Source organism: Agromyces humatus (assembly GCF_021228295.1).
In the GTDB taxonomy this organism is placed as follows: Bacteria; Actinomycetota; Actinomycetes; order Actinomycetales; family Microbacteriaceae; genus Agromyces; species Agromyces humatus.
This window is the reverse complement of record NZ_JAJQPD010000001.1, coordinates 481,623-506,856: the sequence shown is the minus strand read 5'-3', so window position 1 is coordinate 506,856 and position 25,234 is coordinate 481,623. Positions and strand designations below refer to the sequence as shown.

Annotated in this window: 21 protein-coding genes and 1 pseudogene; 5 read left to right on the top strand and 17 right to left on the bottom strand. The window is 69.3% G+C overall.

What is annotated here, in order from left to right:
* Positions 1 to 260 precede the first annotated feature (260 nt).
* On the top strand, positions 261 to 1,025 hold the full coding sequence (locus tag LSF15_RS02305; protein WP_232496899.1) for an endonuclease domain-containing protein: 765 nt from the start codon (positions 261 to 263) through the stop codon (positions 1,023 to 1,025).
* Between the two features lie 209 nt (positions 1,026 to 1,234).
* Here LSF15_RS02305 and LSF15_RS02300 read toward each other — a convergent pair whose 3' ends face one another.
* From LSF15_RS02300 to LSF15_RS02290, 3 genes are read right to left on the bottom strand one after another with little or no spacing between them, the layout of a single operon-like run.
* The gene (locus LSF15_RS02300) at positions 1,235 to 2,089 is read right to left on the bottom strand and encodes a glycosyltransferase family 2 protein (RefSeq protein ID WP_232496898.1); all 855 of its coding nucleotides are present in this window, start codon (positions 2,087 to 2,089) and stop codon (positions 1,235 to 1,237) included.
* A gap of 22 nt (positions 2,090 to 2,111) precedes the next feature.
* Positions 2,112 to 3,314, bottom strand: coding sequence for an NAD(P)/FAD-dependent oxidoreductase (locus LSF15_RS02295; protein ID WP_232496897.1), 1,203 nt, complete (start codon positions 3,312 to 3,314; stop codon positions 2,112 to 2,114).
* Positions 3,311 to 3,733 (bottom strand): sugar 3,4-ketoisomerase, encoded by a 423-nt coding sequence (locus LSF15_RS02290; protein WP_232496896.1) that lies wholly within the window; start codon positions 3,731 to 3,733, stop codon positions 3,311 to 3,313. The genes LSF15_RS02295 and LSF15_RS02290 overlap by 4 nt, the downstream gene beginning before the upstream one ends.
* Positions 3,734 to 4,145: 412 nt before the next feature.
* Here LSF15_RS02290 and LSF15_RS02285 point away from each other — a divergent pair, with 412 nt between their 5' ends.
* A complete protein-coding gene (locus tag LSF15_RS02285; protein WP_232496895.1) occupies positions 4,146 to 4,739 on the top strand; it encodes an N-acetyltransferase in 594 nt (197 codons plus the stop codon).
* Positions 4,740 to 4,885: 146 nt separating this feature from the next.
* On the opposite strand, the gene LSF15_RS02280 is transcribed toward LSF15_RS02285, so the two are convergent.
* Positions 4,886 to 5,788, bottom strand: a complete 903-nt coding sequence (locus LSF15_RS02280; RefSeq protein WP_232496894.1) for a TerC family protein — start codon at positions 5,786 to 5,788, stop codon at positions 4,886 to 4,888.
* 133 nt (positions 5,789 to 5,921) lie between these two features.
* On the opposite strand from LSF15_RS02280, the gene LSF15_RS02275 reads away from it, so the two are divergent.
* On the top strand, positions 5,922 to 7,205 hold the full coding sequence (locus LSF15_RS02275; protein ID WP_232496893.1) for a serpin family protein: 1,284 nt from the start codon (positions 5,922 to 5,924) through the stop codon (positions 7,203 to 7,205).
* A gap of 122 nt (positions 7,206 to 7,327) precedes the next feature.
* On the opposite strand, the gene hpaD is transcribed toward LSF15_RS02275, so the two are convergent.
* The 7 genes from hpaD to LSF15_RS02240 all read right to left on the bottom strand — a co-directional run bounded on the left by hpaD (position 7,328) and on the right by LSF15_RS02240 (position 16,223).
* On the bottom strand, positions 7,328 to 8,494 hold the full coding sequence (gene hpaD / locus LSF15_RS02270) for a 3,4-dihydroxyphenylacetate 2,3-dioxygenase (protein ID WP_232496892.1): 1,167 nt from the start codon (positions 8,492 to 8,494) through the stop codon (positions 7,328 to 7,330).
* 54 nt (positions 8,495 to 8,548) lie between these two features.
* Entirely contained in the window at positions 8,549 to 10,084 is a 1,536-nt protein-coding gene (gene hpaE / locus LSF15_RS02265; protein ID WP_232496891.1) for a 5-carboxymethyl-2-hydroxymuconate semialdehyde dehydrogenase, read from the bottom strand.
* Positions 10,085 to 10,115: 31 nt separating this feature from the next.
* Positions 10,116 to 10,817: a GntR family transcriptional regulator gene (locus LSF15_RS02260; RefSeq protein ID WP_232496890.1), complete on the bottom strand. Its 702-nt coding sequence runs from the start codon at positions 10,815 to 10,817 to the stop codon at positions 10,116 to 10,118.
* On the bottom strand, positions 10,814 to 12,400 hold the full coding sequence (locus LSF15_RS02255; RefSeq protein WP_232496889.1) for a fumarylacetoacetate hydrolase family protein: 1,587 nt from the start codon (positions 12,398 to 12,400) through the stop codon (positions 10,814 to 10,816). The genes LSF15_RS02260 and LSF15_RS02255 overlap by 4 nt, the downstream gene beginning before the upstream one ends.
* A gap of 180 nt (positions 12,401 to 12,580) precedes the next feature.
* On the bottom strand, positions 12,581 to 13,450 hold the full coding sequence (locus tag LSF15_RS02250; protein WP_308188405.1) for an aldolase/citrate lyase family protein: 870 nt from the start codon (positions 13,448 to 13,450) through the stop codon (positions 12,581 to 12,583).
* A complete protein-coding gene (gene hpaH, locus LSF15_RS02245) occupies positions 13,435 to 14,220 on the bottom strand; it encodes a 2-oxo-hept-4-ene-1,7-dioate hydratase (RefSeq protein ID WP_232496888.1) in 786 nt (261 codons plus the stop codon). The genes LSF15_RS02250 and hpaH overlap by 16 nt, the downstream gene beginning before the upstream one ends.
* Before the next feature lie 80 nt (positions 14,221 to 14,300).
* The gene (locus LSF15_RS02240; protein WP_232496887.1) at positions 14,301 to 16,223 is read right to left on the bottom strand and encodes an FAD-dependent monooxygenase; all 1,923 of its coding nucleotides are present in this window, start codon (positions 16,221 to 16,223) and stop codon (positions 14,301 to 14,303) included.
* 331 nt (positions 16,224 to 16,554) lie between these two features.
* Between LSF15_RS02240 and LSF15_RS02235 the strand changes: the two genes are divergently transcribed.
* Positions 16,555 to 17,955 carry an MFS transporter gene (locus LSF15_RS02235; RefSeq protein ID WP_232496886.1) on the top strand — a complete coding sequence of 467 codons (1,401 nt, stop codon included), beginning with the start codon at positions 16,555 to 16,557 and terminating at the stop codon, positions 17,953 to 17,955.
* A 159-nt stretch (positions 17,956 to 18,114) separates the two neighbouring features.
* On the opposite strand, the gene LSF15_RS02230 is transcribed toward LSF15_RS02235, so the two are convergent.
* Positions 18,115 to 19,779: a thiamine pyrophosphate-binding protein gene (locus LSF15_RS02230; RefSeq protein WP_232496885.1), complete on the bottom strand. Its 1,665-nt coding sequence runs from the start codon at positions 19,777 to 19,779 to the stop codon at positions 18,115 to 18,117.
* A gap of 212 nt (positions 19,780 to 19,991) precedes the next feature.
* On the bottom strand, positions 19,992 to 20,153 hold the full coding sequence (locus tag LSF15_RS02225) for a hypothetical protein (RefSeq protein ID WP_232496884.1): 162 nt from the start codon (positions 20,151 to 20,153) through the stop codon (positions 19,992 to 19,994).
* A gap of 171 nt (positions 20,154 to 20,324) precedes the next feature.
* Here LSF15_RS02225 and LSF15_RS02220 point away from each other — a divergent pair, with 171 nt between their 5' ends.
* Entirely contained in the window at positions 20,325 to 20,633 is a 309-nt protein-coding gene (locus LSF15_RS02220; protein ID WP_232496883.1) for a hypothetical protein, read from the top strand.
* A gap of 76 nt (positions 20,634 to 20,709) precedes the next feature.
* Here the strand turns inward: LSF15_RS02220 and LSF15_RS02215 are convergent.
* The 4 genes and pseudogenes from LSF15_RS02215 to LSF15_RS02200 form a co-directional block, all read right to left on the bottom strand.
* Positions 20,710 to 22,142, bottom strand: a pseudogene (locus LSF15_RS02215) (aldehyde dehydrogenase family protein).
* Between the two features lie 106 nt (positions 22,143 to 22,248).
* A complete protein-coding gene (locus tag LSF15_RS02210) occupies positions 22,249 to 23,214 on the bottom strand; it encodes an AraC-like ligand-binding domain-containing protein (RefSeq protein ID WP_232496882.1) in 966 nt (321 codons plus the stop codon).
* A 5-nt stretch (positions 23,215 to 23,219) separates the two neighbouring features.
* On the bottom strand, positions 23,220 to 24,557 hold the full coding sequence (locus tag LSF15_RS02205; protein WP_269756072.1) for an NAD(P)/FAD-dependent oxidoreductase: 1,338 nt from the start codon (positions 24,555 to 24,557) through the stop codon (positions 23,220 to 23,222).
* Between the two features lie 95 nt (positions 24,558 to 24,652).
* Positions 24,653 to 25,201: a TetR/AcrR family transcriptional regulator gene (locus LSF15_RS02200; RefSeq protein WP_232496881.1), complete on the bottom strand. Its 549-nt coding sequence runs from the start codon at positions 25,199 to 25,201 to the stop codon at positions 24,653 to 24,655.
* Positions 25,202 to 25,234: the final 33 nt, after the last annotated feature.

Here is a 25,234-nt window from a genome sequence, read left to right as displayed (position 1 = left end):
CTGAACGGGCAGACAGCAGACACGGGGAGATGTCCTCAACAGAGGGCGAGCCGCTCGCATTACGCACAGAGTGACGGATGTCGCGCCAGTGCATGTGGCGCCGAGGCGACCTTGGTCGCATGGAAGCAGCAATCGATGTCGTCCGCAGGCATGGCGGCACCTGCCGAACGCGTGACCTGCGAGAGGTCGGGCACTATCCCCGCAGCATCGCGTCAGCGGTGGCGGCGGGCAGTATCGAACGCGCCAGGGTCGGGCACTTCATGGCGCCGGATCTTGCCGCGAATGCGAAGCGCGCCATCCGGGTCGGTGGCCGCATCGCCTGCGCGAGTGCTGCCGAGATCCTCGGTCTGCGCGTGCTGAACCCCTCGCATGTGCTGCACATCGAGGTTGGCGAGCACGGCTCCAGGTTCCGCAGGGCGCGGGACGGCAAGGGGCGCATCCTGCCCACGACGTCACGCAAGCATTTCGAGTTCCACTGGGCCGGCACCGGTGCTCCCGAGGGTGCGCTTCCCAGCATCGTCGAGGTACTCACTCAGGCGATCGACTGCCTGCCGCCGCTGGATGCCCTGTGCATGATCGACTCGGCACGCGAGGATGTGCCGTGGATCGGCGCCGCCCCGAAGCTCAGCGTGGCTGAGTTCGAGCAACTGTTGAACGGGCTCAGCGAGCGTGGACGCGAGTTGGCGAGGCGGTCGACCACGCTCAGCCAAGCGGTCGGCGAGACCGTGGCGCGTGAGCGACTTCGCGAGGCGGGTATCGTGGCGAGGCCACAAGTGGGCCTCCCGGGCGACTACTTCGCGGACCTGCTGATCGGCGACCGGCTCGTCTTCGAGTGCGAAGGCTACAGCGCCCACGGCACGAGCGATGCGTTCGAGAGCGACCGCGAACGCATGGCACTTCTGCGCGCCTGCGGGTACATCGTGCTCAACTTCAGCCACAAGCAGATCCTCGGCGACTGGGAGAGTGTACTCAGCACGGTGCAATTCGTCATGCGGCGGGGATTGCACCTTTTCCACCCCGAGTGACGCCGCAGGCCCGCCCCGCGGCATCCGCTCGCCCCTTCGCACTCGTGACGTCTGCTCGTTCAGGGGATTCTTGCGACACGCCATGGTTTTGGAGGCGCCCTCACGGAGTGTCGCAAGAATCCCCTGAACGGGCAGACACGGCCCCGGGAGGACTGGCCGGCTGGTGGGGCGGCGCGCGGGGCGGTCAGAGACCGCGGCGCGCGGGGCGGTCAGAGACCGAGTCGGCGGAAGGTGCGCTTCACCCCGCCCGGCAGGCGGCGACCATAGACACGGCGCCAGAGGTGGCCGGTGAGCCGTGCCTGCTGCAGTGGCGAGAGGGCGCTCCGCTTGATCTCGGCGATGCCCGACCGGCGCAGTGCCAGCAGCTGGGTTCCGTCGTGGGGCCACTTCTTCGACACGCTTCCGGCCTTGTAGTACTTCTCGCACAGCATCTCGGGCACGCGCACGAACTCGCCGATGAGCGCGAGCCCGAGCAGCCACGTCCAGTCGGCGGAGTACTCACCCTGCTCGTTCGGGTGGATACCGCCGACCTCGGCGAACGCCGAGGCACGGAACAGCCCGCGATTCGGCACCCACCAGTCGCCCGGCCGGTGCACCATGACGAGACCGCGTTCGACGGCCGACTCGACACCGTCGAGCTCGTCGAACTCGTGCCGGGTGACCCGGCCGTCGATCTCGTATACCGTCATGTCGCTGAACGCGAGCACCGCCCGATTGTTCGTGCGCAACGCACCGACCAGTTTCTCGACGTAGGTCGGCGCGACGACATCGTCGTGGAACGCGAAGAACATCAGCTCGCCCTCGGCGCGAGCCATCAAGTCGTTGGAGTTGCGCAGCCACCCGAGGTTGGCGTCGCGTACCAGGATCCGGGTGTTCGGATGCCCCGCCGCGAACTCGCGCACCACCGCAAGGGTGTCATCGGTCGAGCAGTCGTCGCCGACGAGGATCTCGAGTCGAGGCCAGGTCTGCGCGGCGAGACTCTCGAGCGTTCTCATGATGAAGCCCGCACCGTTGTAAGTGGGCACGAGCGCGGTGACCAGCGGGGTCCACTGCTGCGCCGGCATCGGCGTTCCCTCCTGCGGCATCTCAGCCGGCGATCTCGGCGGCGAGCCGGCTGGCGCTCCATGGTGCCGTGGAGTACTTGCCGGTGTCGACCGAATAGTAGGCGCCCCGCCGCTCGACACCATAGCGGTCGCGGCGATGCAGCCCCGAGCGCGGATCGTCGAGGGCGCCGCCCCGCGACTGCGCGAACACGAAGCCCCCGTGCACGATCGTGTCGTCGGCGTCGTCGAACACCCTGCTGACACCGGGAATCACCCGCTCGAGCGCGGCGCGCACGTCGCCCACGAACGCCTCGGCGTCGGGCCCGGTCGGAAGGGCGGGAGCGTTCAGCTCCAGTTCGGCGCCCTCGGCGACGAGTCCGACGGGATACCACGAGAGGTAGAAGTCCCTGCCGTTGTAGTTCTTGACGTCGCCGAAGGGCCCGACGGCGACGATCGCGCTCGGCACGTCGTGCTCGGAGCGGGTGCGGATGAACACGCAGAGCCGGTAGCGGTGGTTCCACGGCCCCTGGGGGGTCAGGCCGGCCGTCGTGTCGACCGGGAGCCGGCCGTTCCAGAGCGCGTTCACGATGAGGTCGAAGTGCTCGTCGTCGTCGCCGGTGCGCACGCGCCACCGTCCGTCGGCGGAATCGACCGGTTCGGCTGCGGCGACCGTGGTGCCGAGCCGGAGTGTGACGCCCGACTCCGCGGCCACTGCTCCCGCGAGCCGGTCCGCGAACCACCGGGTGTCGACCGAGCGCTCGGGTACGCGGAACCCGGCGACGATCCCCGCCCCGGCGACCTCGCTGAGCTCGGCAGGAGTGAGTTCGGTGACCAGCGGGTCTGAGACATCGACCAGGTAGCGCCCGGCATCGGGATGACGCCGGATGAGTCCGCTGATCGCCTCGAACTTCGCGCGCATCGTGTCGGCGCCGACGACCGAGTCGCGGTGCAGCAGGTAGAGGTCGTCGTCGGCGGTGATGTGGCCGTCGAGGTCGCCGACGAGTTCGCGGGCGAGATCGCCGAACCGCAGGCTTCCGGGCAGGATGTGCTCGGCAGTCGCGGTCGTCGGATCCGCGCCGTAGAGGTATCCGAGGTGGATCTTGCCCTCGTTCCAGCGACTGGTCGCGGCCATCGGCGCGGCTTCACGGTCGAAGAGCGTCACCTCGAGCCCGCGGCGAGCGAGGTTGATCGCGAGCGCGCTGCCCATGATGCCGGCGCCGAGCACTGCCGCGCGCCGGCGGCTCACGAGGTGGCCCCGGACTGGTCGGGGTCGCCTCGGATGTACTCGGTGGACTCGTACGGGCCGTCGGCGAAGACGATCAGCGTCCCCCGGTCGTCGAGGTAGGTCTGCTGCGCCCACACGCCCGGCTCGATCAGCACCGCGGGGCAGTCCTCGTCGAGGGTGACGCGAGCGCGCTCGCCGCGGTGGCTGAAATCGACATCGATCGCTCCGCTCGCACGGAACAGCACCTGGCGCACATGCCGGTGGGCATGGCCGCCGCGTACTGCGCCCCGGGGCGCGTTCACTACGAAGGTTCGGGCGACGCTGAAGCCGGCGTCGTCGAGGGTGAGCGGGGTGAGCGAACCCCGATGGTCGCGGAAGCACTCGAGTTCGAGCACGCGCACTGAACCGTCGAGAAGGACGGACTTTCCGTAGGCCGACATGCACAGAACTGTATATCCCCGCGGGCGTGCGAGGCAGGGCGACCTGGACCGGGCCGCACTCGCGACGCGCGAGCCGCGCCGGTGCACCGCGGGCGAGTCAGGCCGGGACGGCGTGACCCGTCTTGGGGCTTGCCTGCGAAGTGGAGCGCGGTCGCATGCTGTGCGTGCGAGAGCACGTTCACGGCGAACGGCGATCGGGGAGCCGCTGCGCCGTACGCCCGCAGGTGGCCGTGCCGACCTTGTCGAACGTCGGAGCCAGTCGGCAGACTGGCAGCACCGACGCGAGGAGTCTGCCATGGCCGATGAGGACGTTCCGAGCGGATACACACGCCAGCCAGCTTCCACGAGCAATCGGGAGTCTCGGATTGGCGGGCCGCGCGGGCCGCGTGGGCCGAGACGTGGGGCAGGTGAGGTGGGCGTGACGGCTTCGCACGTGATCAAGCCGCTCACTCCCGAGACCTTCCCGGCGTGGCTGGCGCTCGCGCAGAAGCACAATGGGGTCTGGGGCGGGTGCTATTGCTCGTATTTCCACGACGACACGGAGCACACCGTCAAGGACGAGCACGACCGGCCGACGTTCAAGCAACGACTCGTCGCGGAGGGCGTCGCGCACGCCGCGCTCGTCTTCGACGGCGACGACGCGATCGCGTGGTGCGAGTACGGCAGTCCGATCGAACTGCCGAACATCTACCACCGCAAGCAGTACGACGCGGGCGAGACCAAGCCGGCACCGTGGCGCATCACGTGCTTCTTCGTCGACCGCGACCACCGACGGTCGGGAGCAGCACGCGAGGCGCTGGATGGCGCGCTCGAGCTGATCGCGCAGGCCGGCGGGGGCGAGGTGGTCTCGTTCCCCAATGAGCTCGCCCCGGGCAAGAAGACGTCGTCTTCGTTTCTCCACAACGGCACGAGGGCCATGTTCGAGAAGGCGGGGTTCACGTTCGAGCGTCACATCGGCAAGAGCAAGACCGTGATGCGCAAGTCGGTCCCACCGGCCCGCGGCTGACGCCGGTCGCCGGGACCGGTGGGTTCGACTGATGTACGATCTCGTGAACTTCAACTTCGGCGCTCATCCAGACGCACCGCTCAAGGTCGCTGAGTTCTGCAGCCTTCACGTGCGTTCCGACCGGCAGTTCTTCGTCCGCCGCCCGATCAACCGAGCCCGTGCGGCTCCTCGTGCCCGTCTGTCGTGGTGAGCGAGCCCGTGACCGGGCGGTTCGAGAGCGAGACCGCCCCGGACGCTGAACCGCGCGCGGTCGCGGCGTGCACAGCGTCGGCTGTCCGCTCCACGGGGTAGGCCGTGTGGAGCCGCACGGGCTCGCGTTCCGCGCCCTTCCGCTTCGCGCGCCGCGAGGCCGCGATGAGGTTCAGCGCCTCGACGAAGATCGCGAATGCCATCGGTCCGTAGATGAGCGCCTTGTCGATCTTGACCCCGAACCCGTCGGCGATCAGGAACACGCCGATCAGGAGGAGGAACGCGAGTGCGAGCATCTTGACCGTCGGGTGCCGGTTGACGAACGCGAAGATGTAGCGCGCGGTGAAGAGCATGATGCCGAACGAGAGCACCACGACCGTGATGATGATGGTGAGGTTCTCCGTCATGCCGACGGCGGTGATGACGGAGTCGAGCGAGAACACGAGGTCGAGCACGAGAATCTGCACGATGACCGACCCGAACGTCGCCGGGGCGCCGCCCGCGGCCGCATGTTCCTCGGCACCCTCGAGTTTCTGGTGGATCTCATGTACGGCCTTGTACACGAGGAACAATCCACCCGCGATGAGGATGAGGTCGCGCCACGAGAACCCGATCCCGAAGATCTCGAACACTTCGGTCTGGAGCGTGATGATCCAGCCTGCGAACAGCACGAGGACGACCCGCATGAGCATCGCGAGGGTCAGGCCGAGGTTTCGCGCCTTCGCCTGCTGCTCGACTGGAAGCTTCGAGGCGAGGATTGAAATGAAGATGACGTTGTCGACGCCGAGCACGACCTCGAGCACGAAGAGCGTGAGGAATACGGCGATGAGGTCGGGCGTGAACGCGAGGGAGAACTCCATCCCATATGGATAGCGCAGGAGATCGTCGCAGCGGAACCCTTTGACCGGGGTCGCGACGACGTGTGCGCATTGCTCGCTCGCAGCGCCGAACACCGCACTGCAAGCATCACCGACCTTCAGACACAATCTGGGTATGACCCGAGCTGCCCCGGCTGCGGCCGAGTTCCGCGCATCTGGACGCCCGCACGCGTGGCGGGCCGGGCTCGTTGTGGCTCTCGCGCTCGTCCTGGTCGGCTGTGGCGGGGTGGTTGGCCAGCCGGGCGGCGGCGCGGGAGGCGCCGTGGACGCCGATCTCGCGGGCAGCCTGTCGGCCGAGGATGCCGCCACGGCGGCCGACGGCGTCAACGCGTTCGGCTTCGATCTGCACGCCGCGGTCGCAGAGGATGGCGACAACACGGTCACGTCGCCGCTGTCGGCGTCGGTGCTGCTGGCGATGGTGGCCGCCGGTGCCGGCGGGGACAACGCCGAGGAGATGGTCGACCTGCTGGGCCTCGACGGCCCGCGGGACACCCGGTATGCGGCTCTGCTCGCCGATCTGGTCGGTACCGATGACGTCACGTTGGCGATCGCGAACTCGCTGTGGGCGGCCGAAGGCTATCCGTTCGAGGACGACTACGTCTCGTTCGTGCAGGAAACGTACGGGGCGACGGTCGATGAGGTCGACCTCGGCTCGCAGGATGCCGCCGACGCGATCGACGACTGGGTCGGCGAGCGCACCGAGGGGCTGATCGATGAGATCGCCGCGGATCTCGGCCTGCCCGACCCGCAGGCGGTGCTGGTGTTGCTGAACACGGTGTACTTCATGGGCACGTGGACCACCGCATTCGACGAGGACGACACCCGGGAGACGCCATTCGCCCTGGCCGGCGGCGACGAGGTGGATGTCCCCACCATGCACCGCAGGGACGCCGAGGTGGAGACCTCGTTCGGTGATGGCTTCCAGATGCTCCGGCTTCCCTACGGCGACGACGAACGCTTCGGCATGGAGGTGCTGCTGCCCGACGAGGACGTGGCCCTCGACGAGCTTCTCGACGACCTCGACGCCGACGTCTGGGCGAATGCGGTCGACGGCCTTCAGCCGGCCACCTTCTCCGAGATCGCGCTGCCGCGCTTCGAGCTCGAGTGGGACGCGAACCTCAACGAGGTTCTGCAATCGCTCGGGATGGTGTCTGCGTTCAGCGGCGGGGACTTCACCCCGATGTCGCCGGCCGACCCGTTCCTCGACACCGTGGTGCAGAAGACCTACATCCGGGTCGACGAGGCGGGCACCGAGGCCGCGGCGGTCACGGGCGGGGCCATGGCGGAGTCCGCAGGACCGCCGCCATTCCGGGTCGACCGGTCCTTCGCGTTCACCGTCAGCGACCGCGAAACCGGAGCCGTGCTCTTCCTCGGCAGCGTTCACGATCCCCGCGGCTGACACGCCGTCACCGTGGCTTTCGAAGGGGAGGCGCGAGAGCGTCGAACCACGCTCATCGGCCACCGGATGGTCCCGGCCGTCGATCGGGGCGCGAGGTGACGAAGCGCGTCGTCGTCAGGGACTTACAGCTGGTGGCCGAGCTTGTATTCGCCCTTCTTCCACTCGGGCATCGACTCCTCGCCCTCGCCGGGGCGGGTGTACGAGAAGCCGTCGGCGCCGATCGTGACGGCCATCTCGCTGGCGTCGGTGCGCGCGACGACCGGCTGTGGGTTGCCGTCGAGGTCGAGCACGAGCGAGGCCTCCGTGTACCACGAGGGCACGACGGGGTTGCCCCACCAGTCGCGGCGCTGGTTGTCGTGCACGTCCCAGGTGACGACGGGGTTGTCGGGGTCGCCGGTGTAGTAGTCCTGCGTGTAGATCTCGACGCGGTGGCCGTCGGGGTCGCGCAGGTACAGGTAGAACGCGTTCGAGACGCCGTGCCGGCCGGGGCCGCGCTCGATGCGGTCCGACATGCGCAGCGCGCCGAGCTTGTCGCAGATCGCGAGGATGTTGTGCTTCTCGTGCGTCGAGAACGCGACGTGGTGCATGCGCGGGCCGTCGCCGCCGGTCATGGCCGTGTCGTGCACGGTCGGCTTGCGGCGCATCCACGCGGCGTACACGGTGCCCTCGTCGTCCTGGATGTCCTCGGTGACCCGGAACCCGAGGTCCTGCATGAACGCCACAGCCCGCGGCACATCGGGGGTGACCTGGTTGAAGTGGTCGAGGCGCACGAGCGCGCCCGGCGTGTAGAGGTCGTAGCGCCATGCGAGGCGCTCGACGTGCTCGACGTCGTAGAAGAACTCGTAGGGGAACCCGAGCGGATCCTCGACGCGCACCGACTCGCCGATGCCCTTCGTGAAGCCGTCCGCGCGACGCTCGACGCGGCATCCGAGCTCGGTGTAGAAGGCAACCGCCTTGTCGAGCTCCTCGGGGCTGCGCACGCGATACGAGAACGCGGCGACCGCGGCGACCGGGCCCTTGCGCAGCACCAGGTTGTGGTGGATGAACTCCTCGATGCTGCGCAGGTAGACGGTGTTCTCGTCCTCCTCGGTCACGGTGAGGCCGAGCACGTCCACGTAGAAGTTGCGTGAGCGCTCGAGGTCGGTGACGACGAGCTCCATGTACGCGCAGCGCAGGATGTCGGGCGCCGGCGCCGACGGCGTCGGGATGGGGTTGTCGGTGTGGATCGGCGCCTCCTGGCTCACGTAGAACCCCGAGGAGGTGAGGGTCTTGTCTTGTTTGGCGGTCATGTCAGCGTCCTTGCTCTGGTGCGATTGGTCTGGCGGGTCGAATGGGATGACCCGTCAGCGCGGGTCGGGGTCGTCGAGGTCGGTCTCGGTGTGGTGCTCGGCCTTGCCGAACGTGGGGTTGTGCACGGCCCCGAGGGTGATGTGCACGGCCTGCTGGTCGGTGTAGAAGTCGATCGACCGGTAGCCGCCCTCGTGGCCGAGCCCCGAGGCCTTGACGCCGCCGAACGGGGTGCGCAGGTCGCGCACGTTGTTCGAGTTGAGCCAGACCATGCCGGCCTCGACCGCCTGCGAGAAGTTGTGCGCACGCTTGAGGTCGTTGGTCCAGATGTAGGCGGCGAGCCCGTACCGTACGCCGTTGGCGAGTTCGAGCGCCTCTTCGTCGGTGTCGAACGGGGTGATCGCCACGACCGGTCCGAAGATCTCCTCCTGGAAGATGCGGGCGTCGGGGGCGACATCGACGAACACCGTCGGTGCGACGTAGTTGCCGGTGGGGAAGCCCTCGGGCCGGCCGCCGCCGGCGACGAGGCGACCCTCGGTCTTGCCGATCTCGACGTAGCTCATCACTTTGTCGTAGTGCTCGGGGTGCACGAGGGCACCGACCTCGGTCGCGGGATCGTGCGGGTCGCCCACGATGACGCGCTTCGCCTGCGCCGCGTAGCGCTCCACGAACTCGTCGTACACCGGGCGTTCGACGAGGATGCGCGACCCCGCCGTGCAGCGCTCGCCGTTGAGCGAGAACACCCCGAAGATCGTCGCGTCGACCGCGGCCTCGAGGTCGGCGTCGGCGAACACCACGGCCGGCGACTTGCCGCCGAGCTCCATCGAGAGGCCCTTGAGGAACGGCGCCGCGTTGCCGAAGATGACCTGCCCGGTGCGACTCTCGCCGGTGAACGAGATGAGCGGCACGTCGGGATGCTTCACGAGCGCGTCGCCCGCCTCTTCGCCGAGCCCGTTCACGAGGTTGAACACGCCCTTCGGCAGCCCGGCCTCCTCGAAGATCCCCGCCCACAGCGACGCCGACAGCGGCGTGAACTCGGCGGGCTTCAGCACGACCGTGTTGCCGGTGGCGAGTGCCGGCCCGAGCTTCCACGACTCGAGCATGAACGGGGTGTTCCAGGGCGTGATGAGCCCGGCGACGCCGATCGGCTTGCGGTTGACGTAGTTGATCTGGCGGCCGGGCATCTTGTAGGTGTCGTCGGCCTGCGCGACGATCAGGTCGGCGAAGAACCGGAAGTTCTCGGCGGCGCGACGTGCCTGTCCGAGTGCCTGCGTGATCGGCAGGCCCGAGTCGAACGACTCGAGCTCGGCGAGCTGCGCGTCGCGCGACTCGACGATGTCGGCGATCTTGTGCAGCACCCGCGAGCGCTCGCGCGGCAGCATCTTCGGCCACGGGCCCTCGCGGAAGGCGCGCGTGGCGGCGGCGACGGCGAGGTCGATGTCGGCCTTCTGGCCGGCCGCGGCCTGCACGTACGTCTCGTTCGACACGGGGTCGAGCACGTCGAACGTCTCGCCGCCGACCGAGTCGACGAACGCGCCGTCGATGTAGTGGCGGATGCGGTCGGGCAGTCCCTCGGGGATGTGATGCGTCATGGCTGATGCTTTCCGATCGATGCGTGTGGATTCAGGCGGAGATTTCGGATGACTCGGGGTCCGGGACATCCGTCGCAGGCGACTTGTGCTCGCTCTGGTAGGCGAGCACGGCGTCGAGCGTGGCGGTGCGGTGGCGGCGTGCGGCGAGTTCGATGTCGAGCGGCTCGGCGCCCGCCTCGATGAGGTCGAGGATGCGGTCGTGCTCGCCGACGGACTCGAGCGCGCGGCCCGGCACGAAGCTGAACGACGAGTCGCGCAGCAGCTTCATGCGGTTCCAGCCGCGATGCACCAGGTCGAGGATGTGCGGGTTCGGGCACTCCTCGAACAGCACCGAGTGGAACTCGAGGTTGAGCTCGGTGAACCGGTGCGGCTCGAAGTCGTCGAGCGTGCGACGCATGCGCTCGTTGATCGCGCGCGCCCGGCTCAGGTGGTCGGGCGTGAGCAGCGGCGCGGAGAGTGCGGTGGCGGAACCCTCGACGAGTGCGAGTGTCTGCATCGTGTGCAGGTACTCGGTCTCTTGGATGAGGGCGACCTGTGCGCCGACGTTGCGCTCGAACGTGACGAGATTCTCGGCCTCGAGCCGGCGGATCGCCTCGCGCACGGGCACGACGCTCACGTCGAGTTCACGTGCGATCGAGCCCAGCACGAGTCGGTAGCCCGGCACGTAGCGGCCGTCGTCGATGCGCTCGCGGATGAAGCGGTACGCCTGCTGCGACTTGCTCTCTGCGCTCATCGCGACCCACCTGCGGGTCGAGGAGCGCCCGGCGAAGCCGGACGCGTCTCGAGACCGACGCGGCTCGCCTCGTAACGCGCCAGCCATGCCGCGTTCATGGGGAACAGCCCGTCGACGGATGCCCCGCCCGCGACCTGCTCGGCGACGTAGGCGTCCTGGCGCTCCTGTTCGGCCGCCTCGGCGGCCACCTCGGCCACGAGGTGCGACGGGATCACGATGACCCCGTCGCCGTCGCCCACGATGACATCGCCCGGCTGCACGGCCGCGCCGCCGCAGGCGATGGTCACGTCGACCTCCCACGGCACGTGCCTGCGCCCGAGCACGCTCGGGTGCGGCCCCTGCGAGAACACGGGGATCTCGAAGCCGGCGACCGCGTCGAAGTCGCGCACGCCGCCGTCGGTGACGATGCCGGCCGCGCCGCGCACCTGCGCACGCAGTGCGAGCACGTCGCCCACGGTGCCGGTGCCGCGCTCGCCACGGGCCTCGACGACCAGCACCTCGCCCGGCTCGACGGTGTCGAACGCGACCTTCTGCGCGTTGAACCCGCCGCCGTGCGCCGCGAACAGGTCGGGGCGGAACGGGATGAACCGCAGCGTCTTGGCCGTGCCCAGGATGCGGTCGCCGGGGTGGTTGGCGTGCACGCCCTCGATGAAGATGTCGTGATAGCCGCGCTTGCGCAGCGCGACGCTCAGGGTCGCGACCGCCGTCGACTCGATCAGCGCGCGCACCTCGTCGGTGAGCACGTCCGTCGGTCGAGGAGCCGGCGAGGCCGCAGCGGTCGCGGCGCTCGGCGCCGTCGCGCGCCCGGCGGCGACCGCCGCCGCGAGCTCGGCCTCGCTGCCCCAGGCCTCGATGCGCTGCAGGTCGTCGACCGCGGGCTTCGTGCCGAAGTCGCCGAACGTGGCGGTGCCCTGCGTGATCGTCGTGACGAGCCGGCCCGTCGACGGTGCCCCGGGCGCTGCGGGCGCGTCGACCTCGACCTCGACGACATCGCCCGGCACGATGACCGACGAGCCCGCGGGGGTGCCGGTGAGGATGACGTCGCCGGTCTCGAGCGTCATGAGCTGCGAGAGGTCGGCCACGAGCCGGCCGAAGGGGAAGAGCAGCGTCGCCGACGAGTCATCCTGCACGAGTTCGCCGTTGACCCAGGTGCGCACGCGCCAGGCGTCTTCGCCGATGCCGTCGGTGGGGATCGCGATCGGGCCGAGCGGGGTGAACCCGTCGCCGCCCTTCGAGCGCACGTTCGAGCCCTTGTCGGCGGCACGGAGGTCGTAGATGCCGAGATCGTTGGCGGCGGTGACGGATGCCACGTGGCTCCAGCCGCGCTCGGGCGTGACGTGCCGCGCCGGCTCGCCGATGATGAGCGCGATCTCGCCCTCGAAGGCGAGCAGCTCAGTGCCCGCCGGGCGCTCGAGCGTGCCGCCCGACGGGGCGATCGATGACGAGGGCTTGATGAAGTAGCTGGGCTGGGCGGGGGTGCGACCACGTTGCGCAGCCCGCGAGGGGTAATTGAGGTGCACGGCGATGATCTTTCCCGGTGTCGGGATGGCGCCGCCGCTCGTCGCGGTGAACTCGTTCGTCATAGACGTCCTCGTCTCTCAATATCTGAAATGATATACGATCTGTCGGCTTCACGCCAGACCGGTGAACGAACTTCCCTGCCCCACCGATCAGCGGACAGGACATCTGCTGATTCGCAGGACACCCAGGGGTGCGGGTGTCCTGGGAATCCCGGAATGTCCTGCGTGGCCCTAGGGGACATGTCAGTAGCTTGCTCGGGGAGTGTCGGGGCCGCGGGGAGTGTCGGGGCCGCCGGGAGCGTCGGAGCCCGAGACCTCCGCATCGCCGGACCGTGACCCGATGAAGCGGTCGGCGAGCGCCTCGGAGGCTCGCGCCAGGATGGCCACATCGGCGCCGACGGCGACGAACGACGCCCCGGCGGCGAGGTAGCGCTCGGCGTCTTCGGCGACGAACGCGTTGACGCCGACGGGCTTGCCCGCGGCGCGGCCGGCCTCGATCGACGAGAGCACGGCGGCCACGACGTCGGGGTGGCTCTGCTGTCCGAGCACGCCCATCGATGCGGCGAGGTCGGCCGGCCCCACGAAGAGCGCGTCGACTCCGTCGACCGCGGCGATCTCGGCGGCAGCGGCGACCGCCGTCGCCGACTCGATCTGCACGATGAGGCTGATCGTCGCGGACGCGTTCTGCAGGTAGTCGGCGACACGGTTCCACCGGGACGACCGGGCGAGCGACGCGCCGACGCCGCGAACGCCGCCGCCGGGGTAGCGCACCGCGCGCACGAGCTCGGTGGCCTGCTCGGCCGAGTCGACCATCGGCACGAGCAGGTTCTGCACCCCGAGGTCGAGGTACTGCTTGATCACGACCGTGTCGCCGATCGGCGGTCGAACGACGGGCGCGACGGGGTAGCCCGACATCGCGTAGAGCTGGCCGAGGATCGACTCGAGGCCGTTGGGGGAGTGCTCGGCATCGAGGAGCACCCAGTCGACGCCGCTGCCCGCGGCGATCTCGGCGATGATGGGGCTGCCGGAGCACACCCACATGCCGACCTGCGGCCGGGAGCCGCCGGCGATGCGCGCGGCGAACGTCTCGGGAAGGTTCACTCGAACCGGCACGTGACCGCCCCCAACGCTCCGAAGTCGGCGTGCACGGTGTCGCCGCGTTCGACCCACATCGGCCGGGTGAACGACCCGGCCAGGATGATCTCGCCCTCGCCGAGCGACTGCCCGTGCTGGGAGAGCTTGTTCGCGAGCCACGCGACGCCCAGCGCCGGGTGGCCGAGTACTGCCGCGGCCACGCCCGACTCCTCGATGGTCTGGTTGCGGTAGAGCAGCGCCGAGATCCACCGCAGGTCGACCTCGTCGACCTTGACGGGGCGTCCGCCGACGACCATGCCGCCCATGGCCGCGTTGTCGCTGATCGTGTCGACGATCGTGCGACCCTGCAGTTCGATGTGCGAGTTCAGGATCTCGAGCGCCGGCACGACGTAGGCCGTCGCGTCGAGCACGTCGAAGAGCGTGACGTGCGGACCCTCGAGCGGCTTCGACAGCACGAACGCCAGTTCGACCTCGATGCGCACGTTCGAGAAGCGGTCGAACTCGACGGATGTCCCGGACTCGAACACCATGTCGTCGAAGATCACGCCGTAGTCGGGCTCGGTGATTCCGGTCGCGACCTGCATGACCTTCGAGGTGAGCCCGATCTTGCGACCCACGAGCCGTGCCCCGGACTCGCGGCGGGCGTCGGCCCACCGCTTCTGCACGGCATAGGCGTCCTCGACCGTCATATCGGGATTGCGGGCCGTGAGCAGCGGAACGATGGTGCGATCGCGGTCGGCGGCCGCGAGTTCGTCGGCGATCGCCGAGATGCGGGAGGGATCGAGCACGGGAGCTCCACTTCGTCGTCGAGGTAGCTGGTTGCGATCGTATACGAGGGGGTGCGGCACGGTGGCGAGTTGTCGCCCCGTCAGGCGGGCAGCAGCACCGGTTCGAAGAACTCGGCGAGCAGCTCCGGCTGGTCCAGCGGAAGCACGGTCGCGACGAACATGTCCGGGCGCACGACCACGACGCATCCACCCCGGTCGATGCCGCGCCGCTCGAAGATGTCGTTCGCGGGGTCGGCCGCGTAGACGAGCTCGTCGTCGATCACCTGGAACGGGCCGAAGCGGGGCCGGAACACCGCCGGCACATCGCGCGGCTCGATGGAGTCGTGGTCCTGCTGCCAGATGACCTTGACGTCGAAGACACTGCCGGCGTCCTCGCCCCCGCGATGCGTGCTGACGTACGGGGAATCGGGAGAGTCGTGCAGCCACTCAGCCCAGCGGTGGATCTCGCCGCCCTCGGTCGGAGCCGGTGCATCGGCGAAGGCGTAGAGGCGCCAGCGGCCGTCGGCACGCATGTGGTGACCGAGTTCCATCGGTACGGCGTCGCACACGCGCACGACCGGTGCCGACCAGAAGCGCTCGCCGATCGGGTAGCCCGTCGCGAGGTGCTGGAACCCGCCCTCGGCGGTGACTGTCGACGGCTCGTAGTGCGTGCCGAATCCCGAGGCCCGGATCTCGCTCTTCACGTAGTGTGCGGTGACTTCGGCCGGGTCGACGCCGCCGAGCTCAGTGTGCTCAGGATCGAGCACCTTCGCGCCCATGAGAGTCGACCACTCGAGGTCGAAGTCGATGAGCTTCTGCGCCACCACCTGTCGCTCCACCGAGTACGTGTCGAGCAGCGACTCGGGGCTGCGGCCGGTGAGCACCGAGCCGAGCTTCCAGCCCAGATTGAAGGTGTCCTGCATCGACACGTTCATGCCCTGGCCGGCCTTCGCCGAGTGTGTGTGGCAGGCGTCGCCGGCGATGAACACATGCGGCTTCTTCTCGCCGCGCTCCTCGGGCTTGACGTCGTCGAACGTGTCGGTCACCCGCTGTCCCACCTCGTAGACGCTCCACCAGGCGACGTGGCGCACCTCGAGCCGGTACGGCTGGAAGATGCCCTGCGCGATCTCGAGGATGCGCTCGAACGGCGTCTCGCGCACCGTGCCAGCGTCCTCCGGGTCGATGTCGCCGAGGTCGACGTACAGGCGGCAGAGCGCGTTGCCCTCCCGGGGGATGAGCAGGATGTTGCCGCCCGAGCCCGACTGGATCGCGCACTTCGTGCGGATGTCGGGGAAGTCGGTGTCGACGAGCACATCCATGACGCCCCACGCGTGGTTGCGGGAGTCGCCGTGCAGCCGGCCACCGATCGACTTGCGCACCTGCGAGCGTGCGCCGTCGCAGCCGACCGCGTACTTCGCACGCACGGTGCGCTCTGCTCCCTGCTCGTCGCCGACCGTGCGACGCACAACGGCCTTGACGGGGCGCTCAGCGCCCTCCTCGACCTCGAGCGAGACGAGCTCCCAGCCGTAGTCAGGCTTCAGGCGGCTGGGCGAGAACGCCGCGAACTCGGCGAAGTAGTCCTGCACGCGTGCCTGGTTGCAGACCACGTGGGGGAACTCGCTGAGCGTCGAGTCGTCGAGCGCCGCGGAGTCGATCGACTTGTCGGCACGGTGGATGCGGCCGCGGTCGGCCGGATCGGGGCGCCAGAACTGCATCTCGGTGATGCGGTACGCCTCGGCGAGCAGGCGCTCGGCGAAGCCGAAGGCTTGGAACGTCTCGATCGAGCGCGCCTGGATGCCGTCGGCGTGGCCGATCTCGAGCCGGTCGCCGCGGCGCTCGATGATGCGCGTGTGCACGTCTGGATACATCGACATCTGCGCCGCGAGCAACATGCCGGCGGGGCCGGTGCCGACGACGAGCACGTCCATCTCGTCGGGGAGATCCTCCGGCCGGTCGAGCCCGATGCCGGCGGCGGGGAGCACTCGGGGATCGTGCGAGACGTAGCCGTGGTGATGGAACTGCATTGCTTTCTCCTTCGAAAGATCCCTGTCGAGCCCTGATCGCTCGACCATGTGCATTCAGCGCCTCGGCTGGTGGATGCGCCGGTGAGGCGGGTCGGGCGTGCCGACCGCCGCGCCGTATCGATGTCAGGCTTCGAGGAGGTCGAGTTCGTGGACGCTGGCATCCAATGCCGGTATCGTATACGATATTGAATCAGAGTTGCAAGATCGTCGAAGCCACTAGTGCACGACACGCGCTTGACGATTAGGCATGAAATCGTATATGTTCCCGTAACGCTTCCCCCGAGCACCCACTGCCGATCAATCGGAACCCACCCATGACAAAGGAGTCAGCGTGTCCCAGAGCACCGCTCATCCCACCACGAAACAGGAGCGCGCGAGGGTCCTCGGCGCTGTCGTCGTCGGCACCACCATCGAGTGGTACGACTTCTTCATCTACGCCTTCATGGCCAACCTGGTCTTCGCACAGCTCTTCTTCGAGCCGGCAGGACCGGCCCTCGCCCAGATCCTCTCGCTGGTGACCATCGGCATCTCATTCCTGTTCCGCCCGCTGGGCGCCTTCCTCGCGGGCCACTTCGGGGACAGGATCGGGCGGCGCCCGATGCTCGTGCTGACGCTGCTGCTCATGGGTGCGGCGACGACGCTCGTCGGCGCACTTCCCACCTACGCGCAGATCGGAATCTGGGCGCCGATCATGCTGCTGCTGCTGCGCATCCTGCAGGGGATCTCGGCCGGCGGCGAGTGGGGCGGCGCGGTCCTCATGGCGATCGAGCACGCGCCGGTCAACCGTCGTGGCCTGTTCGGCTCCTTCGTGCAGTCGGGCGTGCCCCTCGGCCTGCTGCTCGCCACGGGAGTGCTCGCCTGGATCCGCGCGGCCTTCCCGGGCGACGCGTTCATCGAGTTCGGCTGGCGCATCCCGTTCTTCCTCTCGATCATTCTGGTCGTGGTCGGTTACCTCGTGCGGCGAGCCGTCGATGAATCGCCGGTGTTCGAGGAGATCAAGCAGACCGCGCAGCAGTCGTCGGCGCCCATCATCCAGGTGTTCAAGAAGTACGGCCTCGTCGTGCTCTTCTGCGCGCTGGTGTTCATGGCCAACAACGCCGTCGGGTACATGACCACCGGTGGCTACGTACAAGGTCTTGCCTCGCGCCCCGTGGATGAGGGCGGGTACGGCTTCGACCCGGTCGGCGTGCAGCTGGCGGCGCTCGCGGGTGCGATCTCGTGGCTCGCCTTCACGTTCCTGGCCGGCTGGCTCTCCGACCGCATCGGCCGCAAGCCGCTCTACCTGATCGGCTGGGTCGTGCTCGCGATCAGCGTCGTGCCGCTGTTCCTGCTCGTGCAGTCGGGCGTTGCCGGGGTTGCCTGGGCGACCGTCATCCTGGGCGCCGGCCTCGGCCTGACGTACGGAGCGCAGGCAGCCTGGTACGCGGAGTCCTTCCCGGCGTCCGTGCGATTCTCGGGCGTCTCGATCGCGTACGCCATCGGTGCCGTGATCGGCGGCGCGTTCGCCCCGACCATCGCCCAGGCGCTCCTGCAGGCGACCGGCACGACGTGGGCGATCGTCGGCTACCTGCTCGCGACCGTCGTGATCTCGGTCATCGGCACCCTCCTGCTGCGCGACCGCACCGGCGTTCCGCTTTCGATCGAATTCGAGCAGTCGAGCCACTTCGACACCTGGAAGCGCGGCGACGAGTACGAAGTGCTCTCGCCCGTGGACGAGGCTGCGAGGCGCTGAGCTTGCTGAGGAGGGGTTCCGCGCCGCGGCACGGGGCCCCTCCTCGTTCGTGCCGCCCGGCCGGTGTCTCGATGATGGCCGGATCTGCGATGAGCGCTCAGGGGGTGCGATCCGGTCAGGATGCAGGCTGACGGGAATGCGCCCCGGAACGCGTTGTCGTCAGCTGTTCACGCGGATGATCTCCTGCTGGTAGGGCGCGATCACTCCGCCCGAGATGCGGCAGTCGAGCAGCAGGAACGGGCGCTCGTCGGCGGGCCTGGCGGTCCATTCGGCGAGCCGGTCGAGGTCGGCGAGCTCGCGCACCACCACTCCCTCGGCCCCGACCGCGGCCGCGAGGCCCGCGAAGTCGGTCTCGGGGATGAGCATGGGCGCCTCGGCGAGGCCCTTGAGCCCGTAGAGGTTCACCTCGGCGCCGTACGCGGCGTCGTTCCAGACCACGGCGACGCCCCGGCCACCCGCGACGCGCACGGCGCTCTCGAGGTCGGCGAGCGCCATGAGCCCGCCGCCGTCGCCCGTCGTGAGCACGATCGTCGAGTCGGGCCGCGCGAGTGCGGCACCGGGAACGCTCGGGAAGCCGAGGCCGATCGACTGGAACGCGGTGCCGACCATGATCATGCGGTCGGGCGACGCGACCGGCCAGTACATGTTCGCCCAGCCGATGAAGTGGCCGCCGTCGGAGACGACCACGCGATCCGCGGGCAGCAGCTCGCCGATGCGGACCGCGACGCTGCGAGGGTCGAGCCGGCCGTCTGAGGCGACCGCGTCGCCGGCTTCATAGGCGCGGGCGGCCGTGACGTCGACCGACTCGCGCCAGCCCGACGGGCTCGCACCGGTCACGCGCAGCTCGTCGACCAGGGCGCGGGCGATGACGCCGGCGTCGGCGCGGAGGAAGGTCGACACGTTCGGGTGCGTCGCCGTCGCGGCGACGTCGACCTGCACCACGCGCGTGCCGGGAGCGAAGAGCTCGCCGAAGCGCATCGTGAACTGGCCCAGCGACGCGCCGAACACGACGGCGACGTCGGCCTCGCGCACGAGACGCATCGCCGCTTCGGCGCCGAAGCCCCCGGCCACGCCGAGGTCGTAGCGGTCGTCGGGGAACACGCCACGGCCGAGCGCGGTCGTGAGCGTGAGGGCGCCCGTCGCATCGGCGAGGGCGCCGAGCGCCTCACCCGCGTCTGCCAGCCAGGCGCCGCGTCCGGCGAGCAGCAACGGGCGTCGCGCCGCGGCGAGTGCCGCAACCGTGTCGACGAGCACCCGCGTGGCGAACTCGCCCTTCGGGGTGACGGGCGCGGGAAGGCGCAGGGCCGGAGTCGGGCCATCCGCTCGCGCGTCGGCCTCGCCGACCTCGAGGCCGGCGACGTCGTAGGGAATCGCGAGTACGGCGGCCGTGCGGTTGGCCAGCGCGTGCTCGATCGCGAGCACGGTCGTCGCTGCGACATCCGTTCGCCCGACCGTGAACGTGCGCGCGCCGACGCCCGAGGCCATCGCGATCTGGTCGACGTCCCACGGGCGCGCGCCCGTCGTGGGTTCGTCGCCGACGACGAGCACGAGCGGGATGCGCGCCTGCGCCGCCTCGGCGAGCGGCGTGAGCGTGTTCGTGAAGCCCGCGCCATAGGTGGCTGTGGCCGCCGCGATGCGGCCCGAGGCGCGGAAGTGCGCGTCGGCGGCGACGACCCCGCCCGCCTCGTGGCGCATGGCGGTGTAGCTCGTCGACGTGCGGTCGAGGGCGTCGAGGAACAGGGCGTTGCCGTTGCCCATCACGCCGAAGACGTGATCGATGTGGGCGGAGAGGGTGTGCGCGACGAGCGCGGAGACGGTGGGCATGCTGACGCCTTTCGAGACGGTGACGGATGCGGGTTCCGTATGTGTCTCGCGCGGCCCGGGTGTCTGCCCGATCGGCTTCGTGCCCTTTTTTCGAGCACCGGCGCCTCGCGGCGCCTGGACGCACCGAGTCTATCGAACCGTCGCCGCGGGGGCACGGTTCGACGACTCGACGCGTCGGCTTCGACGCCGCGAGGTCGACGGAGCGACGCGGGTCAGGCCCTGCGGCTGCCCATCATGCGCACGAGCCAGACGATCGCAGCGATCACCAGCAGGACGATACCGACCCACAGGAGGAACTGGAGCGACGACACGAATCCGCCGGTGAACAGCAGGATGATCGCGATGATGGCGACGATGATCAGGAGGATGTTCATGGATCTTCCCTTTCCGTTGCGATCCCACGCGTGCAGGGGCGCCGGTGGAGATCTCGGTACCCACTCGACCACACGAAGGCCGGGCATGTCGAGCGGTTGCGCGGCCAGTCACGATGCGTGTAAGGGGTCGGCCGGCGCAGACGAGAGGTCGACGTGCACCAGAATGATCGGATGAAGACGATCCAACTGCGCCGGTACATCCTCGTCGACGGAACCTATGACGAGTTCGTCGCCTGGTGGCGTGAGGCGGTGGTCGAGGTTCGCACCGGGGCCGGGTTCGCCATCGAGTTCGCGTACGGCATCCGTGAGAGCAACGAGTTCGTGTGGGCCGTGAGCACGCCCGGCGACCGCGACGAGTTCCTCGTCCTCGAAGCCGCGTACATGGCCTCAGACGCGCGCGCCGCCGCATTCGACGGCGTGCCGCAGCGTATCGCCGCGCACGACATCCGCTTCGTCGACGACGAGCCGCTCGCCGACTGATCGCAGGTGCACGGATGCCGCGGGCCGGTCGGGCCCGCGGCATCCGTGCGTTGTCCGCCTCAGCGGTGGACGGGGTTCAGCCGTTGATGACCTGCGGGACGCCGAGGGATTTGAGTCCTTCGGTGCCGAACTCGAGGCCGTAGCCGGACTGCTTGGCGCCGCCGAACGGGATCATGGGGTGCACGCCGCCGTGCGAGTTGATCCACACGGTGCCGGCCTCGATGCGGGCCGCGACCTCGCGGGCGCGGGCGCGGTCGGCCGACCACACCGACGCGCCGAGGCCGACGTCGAGGCCGTTGGCCATCTCGATCGCGTGGTCGAGGTCGTGGTAGCGGATGATGGGCAGGGCAGGGCCGAACTGCTCCTCGGCGACGAGGGGGTTGTCGTTGTCGATGTCGGCGATCAGGGTGGTCGGGTAGAAGTAGCCCGGCTGATCGCGGTCGGGGTCGCCACCGAGCACGACGCGAGCGCCCGACGCCTTCGCGGCATCGACGAGGCGGTCGACGATGTCGAACTGCGCCCGGTTCTGCAGCGGGCCGAGCACGTTCTGCTCGTTCGTGCCGACACCCATCGGCATGGCGGCGGCGACCGTGGTGAGGGCGTCGACGACCCGGTCGTAGATGTCGTCGTGCACGTAGAGGCGCTTGAGGGCCGCGCAGGTCTGGCCGGTGTTGATGAACGCGCCCCAGAACAGGTCCTGGGCGATCGCGTCCGGGTCGGCGTCGGGCAGCACGATGCCGGCGTCGTTGCCACCGAGTTCGAGGGTGAGACGCTTCACGGTGTCGGCCGAGCAGCGGATGATGGCCTTGCCGGTCGCCGTCGACCCGGTGAACATCACCTTCCCGACCAGGGGTGCGCCGTCAGGGCGGCGCCGACCTGGCCGTCGCCGACGACGATGTTCAACACGCCCTCGGGCAGGACCTCGTTGATGACCGCGATCAGGGCGAGCACGCTGAGCGGGGTGTGCTCGGAGGGCTTCACGACGACGCTGTTGCCCATGCGCAGCGCGGGGGCGATCTGCCACACGGTGATCATCTGGGGCCAGTTCCACGGGCCGATCGCGCCGACAACGCCGATCGGGCGGTAGTGCAGTTCGGCGTGCGTGTCGCCGTCGTCGACGACGACCTCGGGCTCGAGCGGGGTCACTGCGGCCGCGCGCAACCAGCCGGATGCGCCGGCGACCTCGAACCGGGCGTTCGGGCCGTTCAGCGGCTTGCCCTGCTCACGGGTCAGGATCTGCGCGAGCGCCTCGGCCTTCGCATCGATCGCGTCCGCGGCCGCCAGCAGCAGTTCGCCGCGCCGTTCATGGCCCAGGCCGGCCCACCCGGGCTGCGCGGCGTGCGCGGTCGCGACGGCCGCCTCGAGGTCTTCGACCGTGTGCACCGGGGCGTAGCCGACGATCTCGCCGGTCGCCGGGTCGAGGATCACGCGACCACCCGGCGTCTGCGGGGCGATGTCGGCGAGCAGGGCGGTGTGGCTGGCTTCGAGGACGTCGGTCGGGCTGTTCATGGTTCCTCCACGTTGAGTCTGGGCTTTTCACGCTATGCAGACGGGCGACGCAGGACTTGCGTGTGCAGGCCCCGATCTTGATCGTGCGTGCACGACCGCGCCGGGGTCAGCGCCCGTTGCGCGCGTGCCGCGGGGAACAGCCGAACTCCGCCTTGAAGGCGCGGCTGAAGTGCGCGGGGTCGGTGAATCCCCACTCGCCGGCGATGCGCATGACCGACCAGTCGTCGAACCGCGCGTCCTCGAGCTGCCGCTTGCACTGCTCGAGCCGCCGTCGGCGGATCCAGGTCGAGACGGTCGTGTCGTTCTCGTGGAAGATCGCGTGCAGGTGACGCGGCGAGATGAAGTGGGCGGCGGCGATCGTGCCGGGCACCAGGTCGGCGGCCGAGAGGTGCTCGTCGATGTAGCGGGTGATCTCTGCGAAGCGCCGCTGCCGTGGGGCGGTCTCGATGCGCGCGAGATCGAGTTCGTTCGCGAGCATCGTGACGACGAGGTCGATCGTGTTGCGCGCGAGGCGTCCTCCGCCGGTCCCGCTCACCTGGTCGAGGTGTGCGGCCAGGTTCTCGAGGAACGGCGCGACGACGGGGCCGACCCCGCCGCTGCGCGCGAGCGGTGTCGCGGTGAGCTGTGCGACCGCGCCGAGGGGGAGGTCGATCATGTGGGTCGGGAACATCACGACGAGGCAGCGCACTGCGCCGTCGAAGGCCAGCGAGTACGGCCGATCGGTGTCGTAGAGGGCGAGCGAGCCGGGCTGCATGAGCGTCTCGCGGTCGTCCTGCACCAGCAGGCCGGTGCCCTCGAGCTGGATTCCCAGTTTGAAGTACCGGCGCTCGGTGTCGGCGATCAGGCGCGGCGTGCGCTCCACGGTGTGCTCGGTCGCCGACACGATCGAGAAGTGCACGCCGTCGACCGCGGCGTGGCTGATCGAGCCGCGGAACGGGTCGGGACGATCGCTGGTCACATGCAGCGGCACGAACGACTCGCTCACCGCGGTGCGGAATCGCGAGAAGTCCGTGATCTCGGCCGCATGCGGCGTGCGCTGGGGCGCTGACACGGCAGGGCTTCCGAGGCTCATCGCGATCACCCTTCGCGGAACTCGTCGATGAGGCCGCGCGCGGTCGTGATCCCCGTCTCGATGGCGCCGTCGACCACGACGCCGTTCCAGCCCTTGGCCCAGTCGGCGCCGGCGAATCGAAGTCGGGTCTCGCGGCCGTGGAACAGGCTCCAGCCCTCCACGAACTGGCCGCTGCGCGGCGACGCCCACGTCTGCCCCGACCACGGGTCGGCGTTCCAGTCGTGGCCGGTCGTCTCGAGCACCTCGAGGTCGGGGCGCCAGCGGCGCACGAGCTCCTGCACCGAGACGGGGTCGTCGAGGTCGATGGCCGTGTGGTCGGGGCCGAATCCGACGAGGATCGTCGAGTCGTCGTCGAGGAAATACTCGCTGCGGACGAGGGCGATCGGGTTGCCCGTCGGCGCATAGGCGATCAGGGAGTGGTGCCCGGCGACCTTGATCCAGATCTTGAAGCCGGTGCAGTTGAAGCCCTCGGCGATGACGGCCCGCGACTGCTCGGGAAGCGCCGGCGAGAAGTCGAGGCGGTCGAGTGCGCCGAGCGGGGCGGTCACGATGACGGCGTCGCAGTCGACGACGCTGCCGTCGGCGAGCGTGAGCCGGGCGCCCGCGTCGTCGTGCTCGACGCCGGCGACGGGGGTGCTGAGGTGGATCTCGGCGCTCAGGTCGGCGGCGATGCGCTCGTAGATGCCGCGCATGCCGCCGTCGAGCTTGAACCGCAGGGTCTGCTCGTCGAGCAGCGAGAGCCGGTGGTCGCTCAGCGACGCCCAGTGCTTCGCCATCAGCGGCGATGCGCTCGCGGTGGGGCCGTTGTAGCCGGCCGACCAGTACGCGTCGGCGAGGTCGATCTCCTCCTGCGTGAAGTCGCCGTCGCGCAGGGTGTCGAGCACGCTGCCGCGGTCGGCGTCGAGGAATCGCCGCCGCAACGCGTCGTCGTCGCTCTCGAGTACCCGCAGCGGGTCGTGCGGGTACGGGAACAGCTCGCGGGAGCCCTCGAAGATCGCGGCCTGGGGGCGTTCGAGCTTCGCGTCGAGCTCGGCCTCGGTGCCCTCGTACACGGCGCCGTCGCTCAGCCAGTAGGCGCGGTCGGCGGCCGGGCTCGGGTGGATGGACTGCCCGTATCGGGTGATCTCGGTCCAGATGAAGGGTTGCATCCAGTGCACCCACGTCGCGCCGAGCTCGAGGGTGTGACCGAGGCGCTCCTCGGTCCAGGCGCGGCCGCCGATGCGGTCTCGCGCCTCGTAGATCGTCACGCGCACGCCGGCCGCTTCGAGTTCGCGGGCGGCGACGAGGCCGGAGAAGCCCGCGCCGACGATGCAGACGTGACGGGAGGAGAGATCGTTGGCCATGGGAACCGCCTTTGGTGTCGGCCTGTCAAGTGAGGTGCGATCACCATAGGACTATCCAAATGGATAGTCAAGGGGGGCGGGTGTTCATGCGAAGGTCAATCGCGAGTGGCGTGCTCCTCGATGAGCCGGCGGATCCGGGCGAGCACGCGTTCCGCGTCGGCCTGCTCACCCATCACGAGCTGCTTGAACACGATGCCGTCGAGCGCGAACCAGATCGTCTCGACGAGGTCGGGGTCGGCGACCCCGAGTGTGCGAAGGCGCTCGCCGGTGACCCGCCGGTACGTCTCGTAGTAACGGGCCACGGCGGCGTGCAGTTCGGGCCGCCGTCGCGATTCGAGCAGCAGCTCGTACTGGAAGGCCTGGATGTCGGTGCTGCGGGCGGCCAGCGACTCGACGCCCGAGGCGAAGTGCGCGACATCCGACGGCCCCTCGACCATGCTCGACTCGCGCAGGCTCTCTTCGACGGCGAACTCGAGTGCCTCGGCGATGAGCGCATCCCGCGTGCCGAAGTGGTGGCGCACCAGTCCGTGCGAGACCCCCGCCTCGGCGGCGACCGCCCGATAGGTGAGATCGCGCAGCCCGCCCCGCGCGACCACGGTGATCGTCGCTCGCAGCAACGACTGTCTTCCCGGAGAGTCACTCACGACAAGCACCCTATTCGACGGTCGGCGCTCGAT

What these genes read in the sequence shown, in the direction of transcription:
- hpaE (WP_232496891.1), bottom strand. Translation starts at nt 10,084, where the DNA reads ATGACGCATCACATCCCCGAGGGACTGCCCGACCGCATCCGCCACTAC.
- LSF15_RS02255 (WP_232496889.1), bottom strand. Translation starts at nt 12,400, where the DNA reads ATGACGAACGAGTTCACCGCGACGAGCGGCGGCGCCATCCCGACACCG.
- LSF15_RS02210 (WP_232496882.1), bottom strand. Translation starts at nt 23,214, where the DNA reads ATGAGCCTCGGAAGCCCTGCCGTGTCAGCGCCCCAGCGCACGCCGCAT.
- LSF15_RS02225 (WP_232496884.1), bottom strand. Translation starts at nt 20,153, where the DNA reads ATGAACATCCTCCTGATCATCGTCGCCATCATCGCGATCATCCTGCTG.
- LSF15_RS02300 (WP_232496898.1), bottom strand. Translation starts at nt 2,089, where the DNA reads ATGCCGGCGCAGCAGTGGACCCCGCTGGTCACCGCGCTCGTGCCCACT.
- LSF15_RS02220 (WP_232496883.1), top strand. Translation starts at nt 20,325, where the DNA reads ATGAAGACGATCCAACTGCGCCGGTACATCCTCGTCGACGGAACCTAT.
- LSF15_RS02230 (WP_232496885.1), bottom strand. Translation starts at nt 19,779, where the DNA reads ATGCCCACCGTCTCCGCGCTCGTCGCGCACACCCTCTCCGCCCACATC.
- LSF15_RS02305 (WP_232496899.1), top strand. Translation starts at nt 261, where the DNA reads ATGGCGCCGGATCTTGCCGCGAATGCGAAGCGCGCCATCCGGGTCGGT.
- LSF15_RS02280 (WP_232496894.1), bottom strand. Translation starts at nt 5,788, where the DNA reads ATGGAGTTCTCCCTCGCGTTCACGCCCGACCTCATCGCCGTATTCCTC.
- LSF15_RS02290 (WP_232496896.1), bottom strand. Translation starts at nt 3,733, where the DNA reads ATGTCGGCCTACGGAAAGTCCGTCCTTCTCGACGGTTCAGTGCGCGTG.
- hpaD (WP_232496892.1), bottom strand. Translation starts at nt 8,494, where the DNA reads ATGACCGCCAAACAAGACAAGACCCTCACCTCCTCGGGGTTCTACGTG.
- LSF15_RS02260 (WP_232496890.1), bottom strand. Translation starts at nt 10,817, where the DNA reads ATGAGCGCAGAGAGCAAGTCGCAGCAGGCGTACCGCTTCATCCGCGAG.
- LSF15_RS02275 (WP_232496893.1), top strand. Translation starts at nt 5,922, where the DNA reads ATGACCCGAGCTGCCCCGGCTGCGGCCGAGTTCCGCGCATCTGGACGC.
- LSF15_RS02240 (WP_232496887.1), bottom strand. Translation starts at nt 16,223, where the DNA reads ATGCAGTTCCATCACCACGGCTACGTCTCGCACGATCCCCGAGTGCTC.
- LSF15_RS02205 (WP_269756072.1), bottom strand. Translation starts at nt 24,557, where the DNA reads ATGGCCAACGATCTCTCCTCCCGTCACGTCTGCATCGTCGGCGCGGGC.